This window comes from Lapillicoccus sp., from assembly GCF_046595215.1.
Lineage (GTDB): Bacteria > Actinomycetota > Actinomycetes > Actinomycetales > Dermatophilaceae > Lapillicoccus.
The window spans coordinates 24,421-44,688 of the sequence record NZ_JBKJPP010000070.1 but is presented as its reverse complement, the minus strand read 5'-3'; the positions used below and the strand labels follow the sequence as shown (position 1 = coordinate 44,688).

Annotated in this window: 18 protein-coding genes; 17 read left to right on the top strand and 1 reads right to left on the bottom strand. The window is 72.3% G+C overall.

The window, feature by feature from the left end:
- Positions 1-597: 597 nt before the first annotated feature.
- From ACLL9L_RS05895 to aspS, 16 genes are all read left to right on the top strand, one after another.
- A complete protein-coding gene (locus ACLL9L_RS05895; protein WP_411283709.1) occupies positions 598-1,239 on the top strand; it encodes a hypothetical protein in 642 nt (213 codons plus the stop codon).
- Positions 1,236-2,285, top strand: a complete 1,050-nt coding sequence (locus ACLL9L_RS05890) for an HAD-IIA family hydrolase (RefSeq protein ID WP_411283711.1) — start codon at positions 1,236-1,238, stop codon at positions 2,283-2,285. The genes ACLL9L_RS05895 and ACLL9L_RS05890 overlap by 4 nt, the downstream gene beginning before the upstream one ends.
- Before the next feature lie 60 nt (positions 2,286-2,345).
- Entirely contained in the window at positions 2,346-3,272 is a 927-nt protein-coding gene (locus ACLL9L_RS05885; protein ID WP_411283708.1) for a hypothetical protein, read from the top strand.
- Positions 3,272-3,571, top strand: a complete 300-nt coding sequence (locus ACLL9L_RS05880) for a hypothetical protein (protein ID WP_411283707.1) — start codon at positions 3,272-3,274, stop codon at positions 3,569-3,571. Before ACLL9L_RS05885 ends, ACLL9L_RS05880 begins: the two co-directional genes overlap by 1 nt.
- 31 nt (positions 3,572-3,602) lie before the next feature.
- Positions 3,603-4,421, top strand: coding sequence for a TlyA family RNA methyltransferase (locus tag ACLL9L_RS05875; protein ID WP_411283706.1), 819 nt, complete (start codon positions 3,603-3,605; stop codon positions 4,419-4,421).
- Positions 4,418-5,320: an NAD kinase gene (locus tag ACLL9L_RS05870; RefSeq protein WP_411283705.1), complete on the top strand. Its 903-nt coding sequence runs from the start codon at positions 4,418-4,420 to the stop codon at positions 5,318-5,320. Before ACLL9L_RS05875 ends, ACLL9L_RS05870 begins: the two co-directional genes overlap by 4 nt.
- 25 nt (positions 5,321-5,345) lie before the next feature.
- The gene (gene recN / locus ACLL9L_RS05865; RefSeq protein ID WP_411283704.1) at positions 5,346-7,178 is read left to right on the top strand and encodes a DNA repair protein RecN; all 1,833 of its coding nucleotides are present in this window, start codon (positions 5,346-5,348) and stop codon (positions 7,176-7,178) included.
- Between the two features lie 121 nt (positions 7,179-7,299).
- The gene (gene steA / locus ACLL9L_RS05860) at positions 7,300-8,484 is read left to right on the top strand and encodes a putative cytokinetic ring protein SteA (RefSeq protein ID WP_411283703.1); all 1,185 of its coding nucleotides are present in this window, start codon (positions 7,300-7,302) and stop codon (positions 8,482-8,484) included.
- Positions 8,481-9,449 carry a copper transporter gene (locus tag ACLL9L_RS05855; protein WP_411283702.1) on the top strand — a complete coding sequence of 323 codons (969 nt, stop codon included), beginning with the start codon at positions 8,481-8,483 and terminating at the stop codon, positions 9,447-9,449. Before steA ends, ACLL9L_RS05855 begins: the two co-directional genes overlap by 4 nt.
- Positions 9,446-10,363 carry a hypothetical protein gene (locus ACLL9L_RS05850; RefSeq protein WP_411283701.1) on the top strand — a complete coding sequence of 306 codons (918 nt, stop codon included), beginning with the start codon at positions 9,446-9,448 and terminating at the stop codon, positions 10,361-10,363. The genes ACLL9L_RS05855 and ACLL9L_RS05850 overlap by 4 nt, the downstream gene beginning before the upstream one ends.
- Entirely contained in the window at positions 10,360-12,099 is a 1,740-nt protein-coding gene (gene murJ / locus ACLL9L_RS05845; protein WP_411283700.1) for a murein biosynthesis integral membrane protein MurJ, read from the top strand. Before ACLL9L_RS05850 ends, murJ begins: the two co-directional genes overlap by 4 nt.
- Entirely contained in the window at positions 12,096-13,250 is a 1,155-nt protein-coding gene (locus tag ACLL9L_RS05840; RefSeq protein ID WP_411283699.1) for a glycosyltransferase family 4 protein, read from the top strand. Before murJ ends, ACLL9L_RS05840 begins: the two co-directional genes overlap by 4 nt.
- Before the next feature lie 11 nt (positions 13,251-13,261).
- Positions 13,262-15,010: a CTP synthase gene (locus ACLL9L_RS05835; RefSeq protein ID WP_411283698.1), complete on the top strand. Its 1,749-nt coding sequence runs from the start codon at positions 13,262-13,264 to the stop codon at positions 15,008-15,010.
- A gap of 1 nt (position 15,011) precedes the next feature.
- Positions 15,012-15,704, top strand: a complete 693-nt coding sequence (locus tag ACLL9L_RS05830; RefSeq protein ID WP_411283697.1) for an NUDIX domain-containing protein — start codon at positions 15,012-15,014, stop codon at positions 15,702-15,704.
- Complete coding sequence (locus tag ACLL9L_RS05825; RefSeq protein WP_411283696.1) at positions 15,697-16,470, top strand: glycosyltransferase; 774 nt, start codon at positions 15,697-15,699, stop codon at positions 16,468-16,470. Before ACLL9L_RS05830 ends, ACLL9L_RS05825 begins: the two co-directional genes overlap by 8 nt.
- Positions 16,471-16,569: 99 nt before the next feature.
- Complete coding sequence (gene aspS / locus ACLL9L_RS05820) at positions 16,570-18,378, top strand: aspartate--tRNA ligase (RefSeq protein WP_411283695.1); 1,809 nt, start codon at positions 16,570-16,572, stop codon at positions 18,376-18,378.
- 96 nt (positions 18,379-18,474) lie between these two features.
- Here aspS and ACLL9L_RS05815 read toward each other — a convergent pair whose 3' ends face one another.
- Positions 18,475-19,338, bottom strand: a complete 864-nt coding sequence (locus ACLL9L_RS05815; RefSeq protein WP_411283694.1) for an NAD(P)H-binding protein — start codon at positions 19,336-19,338, stop codon at positions 18,475-18,477.
- A gap of 77 nt (positions 19,339-19,415) precedes the next feature.
- Between ACLL9L_RS05815 and ACLL9L_RS05810 the strand changes: the two genes are divergently transcribed.
- Complete coding sequence (locus ACLL9L_RS05810) at positions 19,416-20,138, top strand: TetR/AcrR family transcriptional regulator (RefSeq protein ID WP_411283693.1); 723 nt, start codon at positions 19,416-19,418, stop codon at positions 20,136-20,138.
- The last annotated feature ends 130 nt before the right edge of the window (positions 20,139-20,268 follow it).

Sequence of the window (20,268 nt, the reverse complement as noted above, 5' to 3'; positions counted from 1 at the left end):
GGAAGCTAAGCCCTTCAGCGCCGATGGTACTGCACTGGTTACGGTGTGGGAGAGTAGGACGCAGCCGGACAACCATTCACAGACGCCCTACCCGGAGACATCCAGGTAGGGCGTCTTTGGCTGCCCGCTGAAGGGCAGGTTCTAGGCCTCTTGCCTCGGGCACCGTTGCGGCTGGGCCGGTCCGCGGCCACGAGCCTCTAGAATTACCGACACCAACGTGAAACGGAAGTGCCACTGATGACGCCTCGTGACGACTCCTCCGCAGGCAACCGGTCCGAGCGTGGGCGGCCTCATGGGCAGGGGCGGGAGCCCGCTCGAGGTGGCCCTCCGAGCGGTCGCGGTGGTCCGCCATCACGTGCCGCCAGGGGGGGGACGTCATCCGGGCCGCGTCGCCCGTCCGCGGATCCCATCAGGGGGGCACGTGGTGGCGAGGGACGCGACGAGCGCGGCGGGACCAGGCTCGCCCCGAAGAGCCCCCGACTGCCCGAGCCGGCCATTGCCGATGGCATCACCGGCAAGGAGCTGGACCGGTCGGTCTGGGCGCAGTTGCGGACCCTGAGCAAGGAGAATGCTCTTGGCGTCGCTCAGCACCTGGTCATGGTGGCGGCCCTGCTCGACGACGACATCGCCGGGGCGGAGGCGCATGCCGAGACGGCCGTGCGACGGGCGGGTCGGGTGCCTGCTGCGCGTGAGGCGTTGGGCCTGGTGGCCTACCGAAAAGGGGAATGGTCACGAGCCCTCACCGAGTTCCGGACAGTACGTCGCCTCTCGGGCTCGTCGCATCTGATGGCACTCATGGTGGACTGCGAACGAGGATTGGGCCGGCTCGACCGCGCGCTCGACCTCGCGTCGTCCCCCGAGGCACGGACGCTGGCCCGCGACGAACGCGTCGAGCTGGCCATCGTCGTCTCGGGCATCCGTCGTGATCTGGGACAGCATGAGGCCGCAGCAGCCGGTTTGGAGATCCCGGAGCTCAAAGCCGCCGGACGCAAGGCGTGGAGTGCGCGGCTGTTCTACGCGTACGCGGAGGCCTTGCTGGCACTGGGCAACCGAGCCGGTGCCCGCGACTGGTTCGCCCACGCCGTCGACGCCGACGAGGACCTGGACACGGACGCCACCGAACGTCTGGATGAGCTGGATGGCGTGGCCCAGTTGGACCTTCTCGAGGACGATGAGGGCGACGGGGACGACGGCGGCGGTGGGGGCGAGGGCGGCCACGGTCGCTCGGAGCACCGCTGAAGACCACTGGCGGGTCACTGCTGCAGGACTACCGGGGTCTCATCTGTGACCTCGACGGCGTGGTCTACCGCGGAGCCGGCGCCGTGCCGTATGCGATCGATGAGCTGGCTCACCGACCAGAGGGGACGGGCCTGGTATTCGCGACGAACAACGCCTCGAGACCGTCGTCCGAGGTGGCCGCGCATCTCATGAGGCTCGGCCTGCGGGTCGGGACCGAGCAGGTGGTCACCAGCGCCGAGGCTGGCGCCGCGCACCTGACCGGGCTCGTGACGCCGGGAGCGTTGGTGCTCGCCGTGGGTGGCGCAGGTGTGCTGGAGGCCCTCGTGATGGTGGGGCTGCAACCCGTGCGCCGAGCCGAGGAGGGCGTGGTGGCCGTGCTGCAGGGGTATGGCCGCGACGTCACGGCAGGCGATCTGGCCGAGGCGAGCTGTGCCGTGAGGGCCGGTGCCATCTGGGTGGCAACCAACCGTGACCTGACGCTGCCGACCGATCGTGGCCCCGCGCCCGGCAACGGGACCTTGGTGGAGGCGGTGGTGACCGCGACCGGACGACAGCCAGTCGTGGTCGGAAAGCCCGAGGCACCGCTGTATGAGCTGTCGGTGTCCCGGCTCGGGCTGACGCCGAGGGACGTGCTCGCTGTGGGGGACCGCCTCGACACGGACATCCTCGGCGCGATGCGGGCGGGGCTCGACTCGTTGTGGGTGCTCACGGGCGTCGATGACCTGCTGTCGCTCGTCCGATCGCCTGACGGGCTCGCGCCGACCCATGTCGGGTTCGACCTGCGGGCCCTGTCTGCCCCCGCGCAGGTGGTGTGCCAGTCAGACGGTTGGTGGAGCTGCGGCAGCACGCGAGTCCGGCTCGACCTCGACCCGGCAGCCGACGACCTCGTGTCGGTGTCCGAGGAAGCGGGCGTCGATCGGGTGACGTCCCGATCTGCCCTGCTGTCAGCGGGATCTCGCGCCCTCCTGACTCTGCGTGATGTCGGTGGGACAGACCGGGGTCGACTGGAGATGGCGGCGCAGGACCTCACATCCCGACTTGGCTAGAGAAGGTTCCACGTCCTTCGCGCAGTAGCCTGAGTTCCCACATGACGACGGAGGAAAAAGATGGCGATTGACGCGATCCGTGGCTACATCCAGCTCGCCTCAGGACTGACCGAGCTCTCGAGGGCCAAGGCCACCGAGGCGGCCCACGCGGTGCTGATGCTGCCCGCGGCGGTGACGTCGGCGCCAATGGTGACCCAGGTGACGGCACTGGCCGATGAGCTTCTTGCCGCGGCAACGACCAATCGCGCGAATCTGTTGGCGCTCGTGCGGTCGGAGGTCGAGAACGCGGTGGAGCGGGCCGGGCTGGTGCCGGCCGCTGACCTCGATCGGGCCCGGGCCGGGCTGGCCAGGCTCTCGGCAGACATCGAGGAGCTTCGCGAGCAGATCCTGGGTTCCGCGGCGCTCAGATCGGTGACGGAGACGGGGGTGGCGGCCATCGGCGCCCTGACCGGTCAGGTGGTGCGCGGGAGTGCGCACGATCTCGGCACCGACGGGTTTGAGGTGAGGGCGCCCGCCGGGGCAAACAGGACGGCCTCTGCCCCGAGGACGACGTTGCCGGGGAAGGCTGGTCCGGCGAAGAAGGCCGGTGCGGCGAAGAAGGCCGGTGCGGCGAAGAAGGCCAGTCCGGTCAAGAGCGGATCCGCCGGCGCAACGTCCGCCAAGCGAGCGGCTTCCGGGAAGAAGGCCGTGGTCACCAGGACGGCCTCAGTCACTAAGAGTGCGCAGAAGAGCGCAGGGGCCCGACGAAAGTCGGCGGCGGCACCTGTCACCAAGGCGGCGACGCCGAGCCGCAAGTCTGCGGCGGCGACCAGGACAGCGGCGGCGACCAAGACTGCAGCGGCGACCAAGACTGCAGCGGCGACCGGCAGGTCTGGCACACCCACGAAGCGAGGGGCGGCACGGAAGAGCGCGTCGAGAGCACCCGTCGCCGCCTCTCCCCAGACGTCGTCGCCGCAGAAGACCACCGAGACGGAGCAACGGCCCTGATGACAGATCAGCCAGGACCCGGCGAGGACGCCCGCCCCGACGTCCCCGTCACCACCCCCCGCGCCACACCCTTCCTCGGTGCCGTCGACAGCGCCCTGCACGACCACGTCGACAACGGGGACGTCGCGTCTCCGACTCCCGTCGCGGCGTCGCCGCGCACCGGGGACACGGCCATCGACTCAGCGACGACGCAGCTCGAGCAGAGCGTGTCCTCGGGTTCTCTCGACGACCAGATCGAGGCCGGTGAGACGCTCCACCGCACGCTCCAGGGCCGGCTCTCCGACCTGGGCGGGGAGTGACCCCCCACCGGCGCGGGTGGGGAACCCGAGAGTGACCGCGCCCGGGGCCGGTGCCCGTCTCGACGTCGAGCTGGTGCGGCGTGGTCTGGCCCGGTCGCGTGGCCAGGCCCGCGACCTCATCGTCGCCGGGTCGGTGTCCGTAGACGGGGCACCCCAGACCAGGCCCGGTGTGAGGGTCCGCGCCGACACGCCCCTCCTGCTCACGAGCGAACCCGAACGGTGGGTCGGTCGCGCGGCCCACAAGCTGCTGGGCGCGCTGGAGCATTTTGGCGCGTCGGGCCTGACGATCGCGGGACGGCGCTGCCTGGACGTCGGTGCCAGCACGGGGGGGTTCACGCAGGTGCTCCTCGAATCCGGGGCGACCCACGTCACGGCGCTCGACGTCGGCCACGGGCAGCTCGTCCCGACCGTCGCCGACGACCCGAGGGTGGAGGAACGCTCCGGCACCAACATCCGGGACGTCCGCGTGGGAGCGCTCGGCCCCCCCTTCGACCTCGTGGTGGCTGACCTCAGCTTCATCTCGCTGCAGCTCACGCTCGCCCCGATGCGGGGGCAGCTGCGCCCCGACGGCGACCTGGTCGTCCTGGTCAAACCGCAGTTCGAGGTGGGCCGTGACCGGGTCGGTCGCACCGGGGTGGTCACCTCGTGGGTGGAGCAGTCCAGGGTCCTGCGCGAGGTGACCGGGGTGGGGGCGAGTCTGGGCCTTCAGGTGCTCGGTCTCACCGGTAGTCCCCTCCGGGGCGGAGGCGGAAACCGGGAGTACCTACTCTGGATGTCACCACGCCCCGGTGAGGGTCTGGACCACGACGCCGTCGAGGCGCTCATCGAGCAGGTGAAGGGACGACCGTGACACGCCGCATCCTCCTCGTGGCCCACCCCACGCGCCCCGAGGTCGTCGAGATCGCGCGCGGCGTCGTCGCCCGCCTGACCGAGGCCGGGATCGAGGTCGCCCTGGCGAAGGACGAGGCCGCAGCCTTCGCCTCCATCGACATCGGGCCCGTGGTCACCGCCGATCCCTCCCAGGCGACGAACGGGTGTGAGCTGGTCTGTGTGCTCGGCGGCGACGGCACCATCCTGCGTGGGGCCGAGCACGCCCGGGGCACGCAGGCCCCGCTGCTCGGGGTCAACCTCGGCCACGTGGGGTTCCTCGCCGAGGCGGAGTGCGAGGACGTGGCCGCAACGGTCGACCACATCGTCCGGCGGACCTACGTCGTCGAGGAGCGGATGACGCTCGACGTCGTCGTCCACCACGACGGCCGCCGGGTCGAGTCGTCCTGGGCCCTCAACGAGGTCAGTGTCGAGAAGGCAGCCCGGGAGCGGATGATCGAGGTGACGGTTGAGATCGACGGCCGGCCGCTGTCGACCTGGGGGTGCGACGGGGTGCTGGTCGCCACCCCGACCGGCTCCACGGCATACGCGTTCTCGGCGGGTGGGCCGGTGATCTGGCCCGACGTCGAGGCCATCCTCATGGTCCCCAACTCTGCCCACGCCCTCTTTGCCCGTCCCGTCGTCGTCGGGCCGAGGTCGCGCCTGGCCGTCGAGGTGATCCGGGGGACGCAGGGGCACGGGGTGATGTGGTGCGACGGACGGCGTCAGGTCGACCTGCCGCCGGGGGCGCGGATCGAGGTCTGCCGCAGCAACACGTCAGTGCGGCTTGCCAGACTCAACGCGTCGCCCTTCACCGACCGGCTCGTCGCGAAGTTCGACCTGTCGGTGGCCGGCTGGCGCGGCAACGGTCGAGATCGGTGACACCGCAGGCCCGTAGGGTGTCGGTGTGTTCCAGGAGATCAGGATCAAGGGTGTCGGCGTCATCGACGACGCCGTCCTCGAGCTGAGCCCCGGCCTCAACGTCGTGACGGGCGAGACCGGCGCGGGCAAGACCATGGTGATCTCGGGACTCGGGCTGCTGCTCGGTGCCCGAGCCGACTCGGGGCTGGTGCGGGCCGACGCGTCCGCGGCTCTCGTCGAAGGGATCCTTACCCTGCCCGAGGGACACCCCGCGCGAGAACGCGCGGCCGAGGCGGGCGCCGACGTGAGCGACGACCTGGTCCTGGCTCGGACCGTGACGCGAGAGGGACGTTCGCGGGCGCACGTCGGTGGCCGCAGCACCCCGGTCGGACTGCTGTCCGAGCTCGGCGAGATGCTCGTCGCGGTCCACGGTCAGGCGGACCAGTGGCGGCTGCGCCAGGGTGATCAGCACCGCGAGGTGCTCGACAGCTTCGGCGGCGCGCGCATCGGCAGGCCCCTGCTGGCCTACCAGCAGACCTTCGACGCACTCGCGGCGGCGACCCGCGAACGTGACCGCCTCCGCCGGCTGGGCCGTGAACGGGCCCGCGAGATCGACCTCCTGCGGGCCGGGCTCGACCAGATCGAGGCCGCGGATCCCCAGCCCGGGGAGGACGCCGCGCTGCGGGCCGAGGACGAGCGGCTGGCCCACGCCGACGGGTTACGGATCGCCGCGGAGCAGGCCCACGCCGTCCTGGTCGGCGAGGACGCGGCCGTCGTGGACGCGCGGACGAGCGTCAGCGAGGGCCTGGTGGCCGTCCGCTCGGCCTTGGCACCGATGATCGAGCACGACCAGGCCGTGCAGGACTTCGACGAGCGGGCGGGGGAGCTGAGCTATCTCACGGCAGACCTGGCCGCGGACCTCGCCTCCTACCTCTCCGACGCGGACGTCGACCCCGGACGGCTCGCGGTGGTGCAGCAACGGCGCTCCGACCTGGGGGTGCTGACCCGCGCGTACGGCGAGACCACGGACGACGTCCTCGCGTGGGCGAAGGACGCGGCGGTGACCCTCACCGACCTCCTCGGCGCGGACGACCGGGTTGCGCTGCTCGACGAGGAGACGGTCCGGCTGCGGGAGCTGCTCTCGACGGAGGCCGAGGCGCTGAGGAGCGCCCGACAGGAGGTCGGTCGTGACTTCGGCGAACGGGTCAGCGCCGAGCTGCAGCACCTGGCCATGGGCCGCGCAAGGATCAGCGTCGCAGTGACCCCACGCGCCGACCCGGAGGGCCTGCCGGTGGCCGGGGAGCCCGTGCGCTTCGGTCGGCACGGCGCCGACGACGTGGAGATCCTCCTCACCGCCAACCCGGGGAGCCCGGCCCGCAGCGTCGCGAGGGCCGCCTCCGGTGGCGAGCTGTCGCGGGTCATGCTCGCCCTCGAGGTAGTCAGTGGCGCGGGCGGCGCCGGAGGCGTGCCCACCTTCGTCTTCGACGAGGTCGACGCCGGGGTGGGGGGCCGGGCCGCGGTCGACGTCGGAGCCCGGCTCGCCGTCCTTGCCCGCACCTCTCAGGTCATCGTCGTCACCCACCTCGCGCAGGTTGCCGCCTTTGCCGACCGTCACCTCGTCGTCCGCAAGGACGACGACGGCCGGGTCACCTCGAGCAGCGTCACGCGGGTCTTGGACGACGAGCGTCTGCGTGAGCTGTCCCGGATGATGAGCGGAGATGCGGGGTCGGCCGCCGGTCTCGAGCATGCGCGCGAGCTGCTCGACCAGGCCACGAGGGCCCGGGCCGCCGGCACCGACGTCGCCGCCCCCGACGTCGCTGCCCCCGACGCGCGGCGGACGCGGCGGAGGCGGGCCGCAGCCCCGGCGACCGGCGGCTGAGCCGACGGGCGCGGCCGGCCCCGGGTGAGTACACGTATGCCGTGCAGCTCATGAGACCGAAAACCGACTCACCGCCAGCGCCGCCGTGGCCCCCGTGCTCTGCGTGGCACGATGGATCACCATGTCCCTCTCGCTCCGGCGCCGTCGCGCCCAGGAGCCGGACCCCCACGACCTGGGCGGCCCGGTGCGCATCGACGCCCGCACGAAGGACCTCACCAAGCGGCTGCGCCCGGGTGACATCGCCGTCATCAACCACCTCGATCTCGACCGGGTCAGCGCCGAGGCTCTCGTCGCCTGCCGCCCGGTCGCGGTGGTCAACGCGGCAAGATCCACGTCCGGCCGCTATCCCAACCTCGGCCCGGGCATCCTCCTCGACGCGGGCGTGCCGTTGGTCGACGACGTAGGAACTGACGTGATGGCGGTGCTCAGGGACGGCGACCGGGCGCACCTGGATGCCGGCACCCTGCTCCTCGGGGACGCGGTCGTGGCCACGGGCACCGTGCTGACCAAGGAGCTGGTGCGGGAGGCCATGGATGCGGCGCGGGCAGGCCTCGCCGTGCAGCTCGAAGCCTTCGCCGGCAACACCATGGAATACCTCCGCAAGGAGCGCGAACTGCTCCTCGACGGCGTGGGGATCCCCGACATCACGACGCAGATCGACGGCCGCCACGCCCTCATCGTCGTCCGCGGCTACCACTACACGGAGGACCTGAAGACGCTGCGTTCTTACATCCGTGAGTACCGTCCCGTCCTGATCGGGGTGGACGGAGGGGCGGATGCCCTCGTCGAGGCCGGTCATCAGCCCGACCTGATCGTCGGCGACATGGACTCGGTCACGGACTCGACGCTGCGCTGCGGCGCCGAGATCGTCGTCCATGCCTACCGGGACGGTCGGGCGCCGGGCCTCGAGCGGGTCCGGGCGCTGGGGATCGAGCCCGTGCTCTTCCCTGCGACCGGGACGAGCGAGGACGTCGCCATGCTGCTCGCGGACGACAGCGGCGCCCAGCTCATCGTGGCCGTCGGCACCCACGCCACCCTCATCGAGTTCCTGGACAAGGGCCGGTCCGGCATGGCCAGCACGTTCCTCACCCGGCTCCGGGTCGGGGGCAAGCTCGTCGACGCCAAGGGGGTGAGCCAGCTCTACCGGGCCCGCATCCCGACCCGTTCGCTCGTCGGCATGCTCGTGGTCGGGCTCTTCGCCCTCTTCGTCGCCCTCGCCTCGACCCCGGCGGGCCGGACCCTGCTGCAGGTCCTTGCTGCCCGCTGGGACGACATCTCGTCATGGATCGTGGGGCTCGTCACGTGATCGACTTCCGGTTCCACCTTGTCTCGATCGTCTCGATCTTCCTGGCGCTCGCCGTGGGCATCGTCCTCGGCGCCGGGCCGCTGCAGGGGAGCATTGGCACCCAGCTCACCGACCAGGTCAGCCAGCTCCGCCAGGAGAAGGACACGCTGCGGACCCAGCTCGACGACGCCACCAAGACCGTCAAGGCGCAGGAGCAGTATGCCGGGCTCGTCGCGCCGACGGCGCTCGCCGGAGCGCTCGGTGACGCGACGGTGGCGCTCGTGGTCAGCCCCGACGCGGCAGGCAGGTTCTCGCAGGACGTGCAGCAGGCGCTGACACAGGGGGGCGCCAGGATCACGACCATCGTCACCCTCAAGGACGACTACCGGGACCCGGGCAAGGCCGGCGAGCGCGCCACCAGCGCGAGCGAGGTCGCTCCCGTCCTCGGCCTCACCACCGGTGACACAGGGGACGCGCTGCTCGCGGACGTCCTCGCCACGGTGCTCGTCCACCCACGCAGCGGTTCCGGGCAGCCGGGCAGCGGCTCCGGGCAGCCACTCGGCGCCGGCGCCGACGCCCTGAGGAAGGTCAAGGACGCGGGGTTCATCGACTACAGCCAGAGCGACCTGCAGCGCGCCGACCTCGCCGTCATGCTCACCGGACCGATCGCCGGGACCACCGAGGCGGTCACCGCGCAGTCCAGCACCCTGCTGAGCCTCGCCACGGCGCTGGACACGCAGTCCGCGGGACTCGTCGCGGCCACCGGCCCGCCCTCGACGGCCGTCGGGCAGGAGCAGACGACGAGCCTCGTGACCGTGATCCGCAAGAACGGGCAGGCGTCCAAGGCGGTCTCGACGGTGGACCACGCCGACACGATGACCGGCGCCGGCGTCATCGTCCTCGCGCTGGCGCGTCAGCGCCTCGGGTCGACGGGGCACTTCGGGATCTCCTCGGACGCGCAGGCCGTCGTGCCTCCATCCCGGTGAGGGCCGGGACGGGTGTCCGGGCGTTGTGCGCTGCGGTGGTCGCCGGGGTCGGGACCGCGGCGATCTCACGCATCCTCGGGTCGTCACCGCCCGGCGGCGCCGACCGGTGGACCCGGACCAACCACGCCGGCCGAACCGTCACCCTCCTCGAAGGTCCCTCGCTCGTCCTGGGTGCCGCGGCCGGCGCTGTGGCGGGCGGGTCGCTCGCGGGAGCGCTGGCGGCGCTCGGAGCAGGGGCCCTCGGGGCCCTCGACGACCTGGCCGGCGACGCCACCAGCAAGGGCCTGTCGGGCCACCTCTCGGCGCTGGCCCACGGTCGGGTGACGACCGGCGCGGTCAAGATCGTCGGGCTCGCCGCCACCGGCGTCGCCGCGGCGGCGCTCGCCGGCGCGCAAGCGCCCCGTCGGGGCGACGGCCGCCCCGTCCCGCCGCGACCCGCGTGGCTGCGCGCGGTACGGCCCGCGGTCGAGCCAGCCGGGGTGCTGCGTGGCGTCCTCGACCTCGTCGTGGGAGGTGCCGTCGTCGCGGGGAGTGCCAACCTGGTCAACCTCCTCGACCTGCGCCCGGGCCGCGCCCTCAAGGCCACCCTGCTCCTCAGCGGCCCGCTGGCGCTGTGGGGCTCCCGGACCGCGCCGGCGGCGGCGGGCGCCGCCGCAGCGGCACTTCCGGGCGACCTGGCGGGCGTCTCGATGCTGGGGGACACCGGGGCGAACGCCGCCGGCGCGCTCATCGGCGTCGCGCTCATCGAACGACTCGGTGGTCGCGGCCGGCTCGTCGCCCTCGCCGTCCTCACGAGCCTGACCCTGGTCTCGGAGAAGGTCAGCTTCACCGCGGTGATCGAGTCGACGCCGGGGCTGCGTGAGGTCGACGCGTGGGGGCGGGCGACGAGGGCGGCACCTGAGGTCCCTGCGTGACCGGACGCGGCGTGACCGGACGCGGATCGACCGGACCAGGATCGACCGGACCAGGATCGACCGGACCAGGATCGACCGGACGCGCGCACCGCGGGACGGGGCGCGGGATCGCCGCCGCGGCGGGACTCATCGCCCTCGTCACCCTCGCGGCCCGGATCGTCGGGTTCGCCCGCTGGCTGGAGTTCTCCAGGTCCGTCGGCGCGACCTGCGTCGGCACGGTCTACCAGGCCGCCAACAGCCTGCCCAACGTCCTCTTCGAGGTGGCGGCGGGCGGCGCCCTCGCCGCGGTCGCGGTGCCCCTTGTCGCGGGGGCGATCGGCCGGGGCCGACCGGCCGAGGCCGACCGGATCGGGTCTGCGCTCCTCACCTGGACGGTCACCCTCCTCGCGCCGGCAACGATCCTGCTCGCACTGCTCGCCGGGCCGATCGGACGCTGGCTCGTCGACGAGGGGGAGTGTCCGGGGGGAGGTGAGCTCGCGGCATACCTGTTGCGGTTGTTCGCCCCCCAGGTGCTGCTCTACGGCATCGGTATCGTGCTCGGCGGGGTGCTCCAGGCCCACCGCCGGTTCCTCGCGGCGGCGCTGGCACCGCTGCTGTCGAGCCTCGTCGTCATCGCGAGCTACGCGGCCTACGGACACCTCGCGGCAGGGACGACGTCCATCGCGGACGTCCCCGGCTCCGCGACCCTCGCCCTCGCGGGCGGCACCACCCTCGGCGTCGTCATGCTCAGCCTTCCCCTCGTGATCCCGTTGTGGCGCACGGGGATCCGGTTGCGCCCAACCCTGGGCTTCCCGCCCGGCGCAGCCGCGCGGATCCGCCACCTCGCGGGCGCGGGGATCCTCGCGCTGCTCGCCCAGCAGTACGCCCTCGTCGCGACGATCGTCGTCACCAACCGTTCGGGGGCCGGGGTCCTCAACGTCCACACCTACGTCCAGGCGGTCTACCTGCTCCCGTATGCCGTGCTCGCCGTGCCGCTCGCGATCTCCACCTTCCCGGCGCTCGCCACGATGGACGGGGCCACCTCCGCCTCGGCCCGGGGTGCGGCGGGCTCCGAGCACGACGCGGCCGTCCCGGTGCTGGCGCGCAGCCTGCGGGCCGTACTCCTGCTCGGGGCCGTGGGAGCGGGCGTGCTTGCCGCTGTGTCGCGACCGATCGGCGAGTTCTTCGCGAACCTCGATGCCGGGCGGTCGACCAACGCCGGCGGCGAGGTGCTCGCGGCGATGCCCGACGCGGTGCTCGCCTTCGCCCCCGGGCTGCCGTCTCTGTGCGTCGCGGCCCTGCTCACCCGTGCCCTCTACGTCCGCGGTCGGCCCCTGCTCGCCGGCTCGGCCGTCGCCGCGGGATGGCTCGTTGCCGGCTCCGTGCCGTTGGTCCTCGTCCTCCCGGGAAGTGACCCCGCGCACGCTCTCGTCGTCCTCGGACTCGCGAGCTCCGTCGGCATGACGATCGCGGCGCTCGACCTCGTCGCGGCCACGGCCCGCTCCTGGGGCAGCGCGGCCGTGGGCGGACTACGCCGGACCACGATCGTCTCCGTGGGCGCGGCGGGGCTCGCCGCGGCAACCGGGCTGGGTCTGACAACGGTGTGGACCGTGGACGGACTCGGCCCGGCCGTGGTGCAGGGGCTGGTGGCGGGCCTGTCGGCGATGCTCGTGGCCGGGGCCGTCGTCGCCCTCGCCGACAAGGAGACGGCCGGGGCGGCCGGGGCGGCCGTCACCCGGGCGCGGAGGCGGTCGTGAGGATCGTCATGGTCGTCGGCCGCAGCACCGGGGGCATCGGCACCCATGTCGGGCAGCTGACGGCCGACCTGCGACGGCTCGGGCACGACGTCGTCATCGTCACCGATCCGCTCACGGCGCAGCGGTTCGGCTGGGACGAGGCGTTGCGCTGGTGGCCGGCCGGCCGCGAGGGGGTGCGCTGGCTGCCGCGGGTGCGCCGACTGCTGGCCGGGGCCGACGTCGTCCACGCCCACGGCCTGCGGGCGGGCACGCTCGTCGCCTGCTCGCTCGCCTGCTCCCTGGTCGGACGACGGAGTCGACCCCGGTCCGTCCTGTCCCTGCACAACGCCCTGCACAGCTCCCTGTCCGGCTCCGTGCCCGGCGCGGTGACCGTGCCCGGCTCGGTGCCCGTCCGCGGCGCGCGGGCCCGGCTGGCCACCGGGGTCGAGGGCCTCGTCGTGCGGTCGGCGGACCTCGTCACGGGCGCGAGCAGCGACCTCGTCGATGTCGCCGTGGCCCTGGGCGCCCGCGTGGTCGAGCTCGCTCCCGTGCCGTCGCCCCGGGTGCCCGGGCTCCTGGACCAACCGCTCCCGTCCGAAGGCGATCGCGCGGCGCTGGCCGCCACGCTCCTGCCCAGGGCCGACGGTTCGCTCCCGCTCGTCCTGACGATCTCGCGGGTCGCCCCGCAGAAGTCCCTCGACGTCCTCGTCGCGGCCGCCGCGGCGCTGCGCACGCCCGTGGTCTGGGCGGTGGTGGGTGACGGGGACCGGGCCCTGCTGGGGCGGCTCGAGGATGCTGCGCTCGGCACCGGGGTCGCGTTCGTCGGCCCGAGCGCGGACGTTGCCTCATGGCTGCGGGCTGCGACGATCCTCGTCCTGCCCAGCGTCTGGGAGGCCCGAGCCCTGGTCGTCCAGGAGGCCATGGCGGCGGGGACCCCGGTCGTGGCGACGGACGTGGGCGGGCTGCGCGACCTGGTCGGCGCGGCGGGTGTGCTCGTCCCGGTCGCCCGGGCCGATGCCCTGGCCCGGGCCGTCGAGGACCTCCTGGGCGACCCGGAGCGGCGCGCCGGGCTGTCCCGGCGCGGTCGTGAGCAGGCCCGGACCTGGCCCGACGGGGAGGCCACGGCCATCCGCTGGGTGTCCTGGTATGCGCCCGACGCCGGGTCACAGTAGACTGCAACCCCGTGGCGGAGCAGACGAAACACATCTTTGTAACCGGAGGCGTTGTCTCCTCTCTCGGCAAGGGGCTGACGGCCTCGAGCCTCGGCCACCTGCTTCGGGCGCGTGGCCTGCGGGTGACGATGCAGAAGCTGGATCCCTACCTCAACGTGGACCCGGGGACGATGAACCCGTTCCAGCACGGCGAGGTCTTCGTCACGGGCGACGGCGCCGAGACCGACCTCGACGTCGGGCACTACGAGCGCTTCCTCGACGTCGACCTCGTGGGCTCGGCCAACGTCACCACCGGCCAGATCTACAGCGAGGTCATCGCCAAGGAGCGCCGCGGCGAATACCTCGGCGACACCGTCCAGGTCATCCCCCACATCACCAACGAGATCAAGGCGCGGATGCGCCAGCTGGCCACCGGACGTCCGGACGCGCCCGACGTCATCATCACCGAGGTCGGCGGGACCGTCGGCGACATCGAGTCGCTTCCGTTCCTCGAGGCGGCCCGTCAGGTGCGTCACGAGATCGGCCGCGATAACGTCTTCTTCCTGCACGTCTCGCTCGTGCCGTACCTCGCGCCCAGCGGCGAGCTCAAGACCAAGCCGACGCAGCACTCCGTCGCCGCCCTGCGCCAGGTCGGTATCCAGCCCGACGGGCTCGTCCTGCGTGCTGACCGCGAGATCCCCGAGGGCATCAAGCGCAAGATCTCGCTGATGTGCGACGTCGACGTGGAAGCCGTGGCCACCGCCGCCGACGCACCGAGCATCTACGACATCCCCAAGGTCCTCCACCGCGCGGGACTCGACGCCTACGTCATCCGGCGGTTGGGGCTGAACTTCCGCGACGTCGACTGGCACGACTGGGACCTGATGCTCCAGCGGGTCCACGACCCGGAGCACGACGTCGAGATCGCCCTGGTCGGCAAGTACATCGACCTCCCGGACGCCTACCTCTCGATCACCGAGGCGATGCGGGCCGGGGGCTTCCAGCACAACGCGAAGGTCAACATCCGCTGGGTCGCCAGCGACGACTGCCGCAGCGACGCGGGAGCCCAGCGGGCCCTTGGTGGCGTGGACGCGGTCCTCGTCCCCGGTGGCTTCGGTGTCCGCGGCATCGAGGGCAAGCTCGGGGCGCTGAAGTGGGCCCGTGAGCGTCAGATCCCGACCCTGGGCATCTGCCTCGGCCTGCAGTGCATGGTCATCGAGTTCGCCCGCAACGTCGCCGGCATCACCGGGGCGTCGTCGTCCGAGTTCGACCCGGACACCTCGGACCCGGTGATCGCCACGATGGAGGAGCAGAAGGCCTTCGTCGAGGGCGCGGGCGACCTCGGCGGCACGATGCGGCTCGGCCTCTACCCGGCGCTGCTGGCCGAGGGCAGCGTCGTCGCCCGGACCTACGGGCAGCGCGAGGTCCAGGAACGCCACCGGCATCGCTACGAGGTCAACAACAGCTACCGCCAGCAGCTGGAGGACGCCGGACTGGTCTTCTCCGGGCTGTCCCCGGACCGCGAGCTGGTCGAGTTCGTCGAGCTGCCCGCGGACGTGCACCCCTACTACGTCTCGACCCAGGCCCACCCCGAGTTCCTCTCCCGGCCGCACCGGGCGCACCCGCTCTTCGCCGGACTCGTCGGGGCCGCCCTCGAGCGACAGCGGGGGGAGCGGCTCGTCGAGGTCGAACGTCCCCGGGCGCGTCTCGACGGGGACGACGGGGCCGTCGAGGACGTCGAGGCCGTCGGCGAGGCGTCCGTCCCGGCCACCTCGCGTTGAGGTGGAGCTGCCCACCGGGTCCTTCGAGGACCTCGTTGACGAGGTCGGCGGGCGACCGGTCACGGCATCGGAGGTCGTCTACCGCGGACTGGTCTGGGACGTGCGACGTGACACCGTCGACCTCGGGGACGCCGGGTCGGTCAAGCGGGAGTACATCGACCACCCGGGCGCCGTCGTCGTCGTCGGGCTCAGGGTCATCGACGGCGTCGACCACGTCGTGATGATCCGGCAGTATCGCCACCCGATCCGCGCCACCGAGTGGGAGCTGCCTGCCGGCCTGCTCGACGTCGCGGGGGAGCCCCCGTGGGAGGCGGCCGCGCGGGAGCTGCTCGAGGAGGTCGACCTCCTCGCCGGTCGCTGGGACGTCCTCATCGACTTCTGTTCCTCCCCCGGCGGCCTCTCCGAGGTCCTGCGGGTCTTCGTCGCGCGCGACGTGCGGGCGGCCGGCGGCGACGGGTTCGCCCGCAGCGGCGAGGAGGCCGGGATCCGTGGGCTCTGGGTGCCGCTCGACGACGCGTATGCCGCGGTGCTGGCTGGCCGGGTGCACAACCCCGGCGCCGTGGTCGGCATCATGGCGGCCTGGGGTGCGAAGCAACGGGGCTGGGCCACACTGCGGGGGCGCGACGAGCCCTGGCCCTGGCACCCGGCATACCGGGCGGTCGACGGGGAGCCGGCCGCGAGCGCGGATGCCTGACGCGCCGACCGTGCGGGCGAGCGTCTGCCTGGCCGCGCACGACGGGGGCGCCCACATCGGGGAACAGCTCGCCTCGATCCTCGAGCAGCTCGGGGCGCACGACGAGGTCGTCGTCGTCGACGACGCCAGCACGGACGAGACGGTTGCCGTCGTCGAAGCCATCGGGGACCCGCGGATCCGGCTGGTGCGAAACGAGATCAACGTTGGCTACGTCCGGGCGTTCGAGCGGGCGATGACCCTGAGTCGCGGGGCGTTCGTGCTGCTCTCCGACCAGGACGACGTGTGGGTCCCCGGCCGCCTCGAGGCGATGCTCGACGCCCTCGCGTCGACGGCGGTCGTCGCCACCAGCGTCGCCGTCCTCGGGGAGCCGCTGAAGCCCCCGCGCTGGCCGTTGCGGGCGAGCGACTCGACGCGTCACGTGGCCAACGTCGTGGCCACGATGATCGGAGTGCGGTGCTACACCGGGTGCGCGATGGGGCTGCGCCGCGACATCCTGTCGTCCGCACTGCCCATCCCCGCCTGGGTGGACGAGTCGCACGACCTCTGGTTCGCGCTGGTCGGCAACACCCACCGGCAGATGACCCACCTGGAGCCCCCCTCGGTGACCCGGCGGCTGCACGACGCCAACCAGACCCCGCTGCACTGGCGCAGCCTGCGGGTCATCCTCCGGGCCCGCTGGATGCTCGCGCGGGCGCTGGTCGTCGCGGTGCGGCGGTCGTCGACCTGGCGACCCACCGGGCCCACCGGGCCCGCGGCCGGGGAGTAATGGAGTCGAAGGGCCCCCGCACGAGTCCGTAGGATGGGCGGGCCGTCCGCCCGACCGGGGCCCGGCACAGGCCCCCTCCACCCACCAGAAGGATCCTCCGTGCTCCGCACTCACGAGGCCGGCACCCTGCGCGCCGACCACTCCGGCCAGACCGTCACGCTCGCGGGCTGGGTCGCCCGCAGGCGCGATCATGGTGGAGTGGCGTTCCTCGACCTGCGCGACGCGTCGGGCGTCTCGCAGGTCGTCGTGCGTGACGAGGTCCTCGCCCAGGGTGAGGCCCACGACCTGCGCAACGAGTACTGCGTGCGGGTCACCGGCGAGGTGCGGGCGCGTCCCGAGGGCAACGCCAACACCGACCTGCCGACCGGCGAGATCGAGGTCGTCGCGGCGCGGCTCGAGGTGCTCAACCCCAGCGCCGCGCTGCCGTTCCAGATCGACGAGCGGATCACGGTGGGCGAGGAGGCCCGGCTGAAGTACCGATACCTCGACCTGCGGCGGGCCGCGCCGGGCGACGCGATCCGGTTGCGGTCGAAGGTCAACGCCGCGGCGCGGACGGTCCTGGCGGGGCACGACTTCGTGGAGATCGAGACTCCGACGATGACCCGTTCGACGCCGGAGGGCGCCCGGGACTTCATCGTGCCCGCACGCCTGCAGCCGGGGTCCTGGTATGCCCTGCCGCAGAGCCCCCAGCTGTTCAAGCAGCTGCTGATGGTCGCGGGCATGGAGCGCTACTACCAGATCGCCCGCTGCTATCGGGATGAGGACTTCCGCGCCGACCGGCAGCCGGAGTTCACCCAGCTCGACGTCGAGATGAGCTTTGTCGAGCAGGCCGACGTCATCACGCTCGCCGAGGAGATCGCGGTGTCCCTGTGGCGGCTGATCGGGGTGGAGCTGCCGACACCGTTCCCACAGCTGACGTATGCCGACGCGATGGCCCGCTACGGCAGCGACAAGCCCGATGTGCGCTTCGCCCAGGAGCTGACCGACTGCACGGAGTTCTTCTCCGAGACCACGTTCCGCGTCTTCCGGCAGGACTACGTCGGCGCCGTCGTCATGCCCGGCGGCGCGTCGCAGCCCCGCAAGCAGCTCGACGCCTGGCAGGAGTGGGCCAAACAGCGCGGCGCCAAGGGCCTGGCCTACGTGCTTGTCGGCGAGGACGGCGAGCTGGGCGGACCGGTGGCCAAGAACCTCACGGACGCGGAGCGGTCCGGGCTCGCGGCGCACGTCGGGGCGCTGGCCGGCGACTGCATCTTCTTCGGTGCCGGCGCGACCAAGCCGATGCGCGGTCTGCTCGGCGCGGCCCGGCTCGAGATCGGCACGCGCTGCGGGCTCGTCGACGAGGGCACCTGGAGCTTTCTCTGGGTCCTCGACGCCCCGCTCTTCGAGCCGGCCAGTGAGGCCGTCGCCGCGGGTGACGTCGCCGTCGGCTCCGGCGCCTGGACCGCCGTTCACCACGCCTTCACGTCGCCCAAGCAGGAGTTCGAGGACACCTTCGACACCACGCCGGGAGAGGCGCTCGCCTACGCCTACGACATGGTGTGCAACGGCAACGAGATCGGCGGCGGCTCGATCCGTATCCATCGCCGCGAGATCCAGGAGCGGGTCTTCGCGGTGATGGGCCTGTCCGAGCAGGACGCCCAGGAGAAGTTCGGGTTCCTGCTCGACGCCTTCGCCTTCGGGGCTCCGCCCCACGGTGGCATCGCCTTCGGCTGGGACCGGATCTGCGCCCTCCTGTCCGGGATGGACTCGATCCGCGAGGTCATCGCCTTTCCCAAGTCCGGTGGCGGGTTCGACCCGCTGACCGGCGCGCCGGCGCCGATCACCCCGGAGCAGCGCCGGGACGCGGGCGTCGACGCCAAGCCCAATGCCGCCGACGATGAGCGGACGCCAGGCGACCCGCGGGACTGACCGTCAGAGCTCGCTGGAGCGGCAAGGCAGTGGACCCAGCCGCGCCGCGCCACGGCGCCGCTCGCCGGGCCGTGCTGGGGCTGTCCTCAAGATCTTCTACGCTGGGGCTGCAAGGTTCTCGAGGATGGTGCGCACCGATGTGGGCGGGTGCCCAATGATCGTCGCCAGCGTCGGTCCGGTGACAGCGAACTCGTTTCGGCGGGCGGCGCGGAACATGCCGAGGGAGAAGTCAGCGGCCTGCGGAGGCATGCCGCGTTCGATCGCTGAGGCCGTCCACTCCGCATCGTCGGCGACCACGCGGGTGATGGGGCGCCCGGTGATGTCGCTGATGAGGTCGGCGACCGCTGCAAAGTCGAGCATGTCCGGTGCGGTGAGTGGCGGGGTGACGCCGTCGAGCGCACTCTCGTCGCTCAGCGCGATGGCGGCGACCTCGGCCAGGTCGGAGTGCGCCGTCCACGACACCGGCCCGTCCTCCGGCAGGACGATGGTGCCGGTCGTGAACGCGTCACCGAGGTACATGCCGAGCGTGCTGGCGTAGAAGCCGTTGCGCAGGGCGGTGAACGATATGCCGAGTTGCGTCAGGTACTGCTCAGTCGCGGCGTGCACCTGTTGTGGGGGGAACAGCGAGTCCTGTGACGCGGCCTGGTGGCTGGTGTAGAGGATGCGTCGCGCCCCGGCGGCGCTGGCCGCGTCGATCGCTGCGCGGTTGGCCTCGAACGCGCTGCCACCGCGGATGGCGGCCGACACGACAAGGACCTGATCGGCGCCCTCGAACGCTGCCGCCAGGGTGGGCGGATCGGTGAAGTCGCCGCCGCGCACCCGCACCCCCCGCTCGGCGAGAGCCGCGGCCTTGCCGACGTCGCGAACGCTTACGCCGACCTCGTCTGCATGGACGCGCTCGAGGAGTCGATCGACGATCTGGGAACCAAGGCGCCCGGTGGCTCCGGTCACAATGAGCATCGACACCCTATCGTTGGAAACATGTTTAGCGTATCATCGAATTGGCGATGCTAACAGTCTGCTGTTATCGTTGGGTCGTGACCGAGGTGGCGGCGACAGGGGCTCGGGCGGACACGCGGGCGACGATCGTCGGCGCGGCCGCCCGCCTGTTGCGTGAGCAGGGGATGGCCGGGGTCACCACGCGAGCCGTCGCGCACGCGGCCGACGTGCAGGCCCCCACGATCTATCGACTGTTCGGCGACAAGGACGGGCTGCTCGATGCTGTGGCCGAGCACGTCATGCAGACCTACGTCGCCGCGAAACCCGACCGACTCGGGGCGCCGGACGCTGACCTCGGTGCCGATCTGCGCAGCGGCTGGCTGAGGCACGTCGCGTTCGGGCTCGCCAACGCCGAGTTGTATGTCCTGCTCAACGCGCAGACGCGAAGCCGGCAGTCACCTGCCATCGGCGCCGGCCAACGGGTCCTGCGTGCACGGATGCATCGACTCGCCGCTGCCGGAATGCTGCGGGTCGATGAGCAGCGCGCGACCGAGATGTTCCACGCCGCCGGCAACGGCACCATCCTGGCGATCCTGTCGAAGCCGGCCCACGAGCGTGATCCTGCATTCGAGAAGTCGATGTTCGACTCGGTCGCTCGAGCGATCCTCCTCGATGTCCCCGCCCCGTCAGGATCCGGCACCGCCGCGCTCACCATCGCGTTCGCGACCGTCGTCCCCCACCTGGCGACACTTACCGATGCCGAACGGGCCCTGATGACTGAATGGCTGACCCGCGCGGTCACCGACCTCCAGAACAGCTGAGTGTCGCCCTCGGCCGTCAAGGCGCGTCACGACCTCCCGCGCACGTCCCGGTGGCGGCCCATCTCTCTGACGGCATCCCGGCGCTGGCGTAGCGGCGGGCCAGCCGCGCGAACTCGGGGGCGGGTGTACT

Coding starts and splice junctions, on each gene's coding strand:
- ACLL9L_RS05880 (WP_411283707.1), top strand. CDS start 3,272: ATGACAGATCAGCCAGGACCCGGCGAGGACGCCCGCCCCGACGTCCCC.
- steA (WP_411283703.1), top strand. CDS start 7,300: ATGTCCCTCTCGCTCCGGCGCCGTCGCGCCCAGGAGCCGGACCCCCAC.
- ACLL9L_RS05825 (WP_411283696.1), top strand. CDS start 15,697: ATGCCTGACGCGCCGACCGTGCGGGCGAGCGTCTGCCTGGCCGCGCAC.
- ACLL9L_RS05895 (WP_411283709.1), top strand. CDS start 598: ATGGTGGCGGCCCTGCTCGACGACGACATCGCCGGGGCGGAGGCGCAT.
- ACLL9L_RS05815 (WP_411283694.1), bottom strand. CDS start 19,338: ATGCTCATTGTGACCGGAGCCACCGGGCGCCTTGGTTCCCAGATCGTC.
- ACLL9L_RS05885 (WP_411283708.1), top strand. CDS start 2,346: ATGGCGATTGACGCGATCCGTGGCTACATCCAGCTCGCCTCAGGACTG.